Source organism: Salicola sp. AFF1, assembly GCF_056783195.1.
Genome location: NZ_JBXAYL010000117.1, coordinates 1 through 623 on the forward strand (window position 1 = coordinate 1; position 623 = coordinate 623).

Annotated in this window: 1 protein-coding gene; it reads left to right on the forward strand. The window is 45.4% G+C overall.

The genetic code is table 11. From position 1 onward, the window contains the following. Positions 1–25: 25 nt before the first annotated feature. A partial coding sequence (locus AC1RQI_RS16985) for a hypothetical protein (RefSeq protein ID WP_481905796.1) occupies positions 26–623 on the forward strand: 598 nt, incomplete at its 3' end.

The window sequence follows — 623 nt, forward strand, 5'->3', positions numbered from 1 at the left end:
TCGGCGTTATGAGTCTGGATGGTAAATGGACAAGCGTTTGAAGCCCGTTTGGCTGTGGATAAAACAGTACAAGCATCCGCTGAGGGTCCTCGGCGGTATCTTTTTCGGATTGGCATTGTTGGCCGCTTTTTTCTGGATATCCGGTTTTGAGATGGAGCCTGTCGCTTTTTCTCTCGGAATGTTGAGTTCCCTTTTTCTTGGTAGCCCGTCAGTAGCAGAATATTTCCTACCGGATCGTAAGCCAGTCCGAGATATGACTTTTGAGGAAATCTTGGATTTCATTCCTAAAACAGATCCATCAGAAGATTGGCATGGGATATCAAGGCAATGGGCCAGCGAACGATTTCTCAAGGAAGACCCGCGCCTCCGTTTTAGAGCAAAATTTATAGATGATGGAATCCAATGCGAAAATTTCACCGAAGACTGGGCCAATCGGCATCCGAATAGAAGAGCTACTGGCTACTGGTATGAACTCTACTACGACGGTGCATTTCTCGACCGCTTTATATTGGTGTCTGTTGACGGAGGGAAAGCAGATCTGCCCCCTCCAGATCTCCAAACTAAGGAAATTAGTCAATTCAATTATCATGTTGCAAAGATACATGACACTTTAAACACACTAG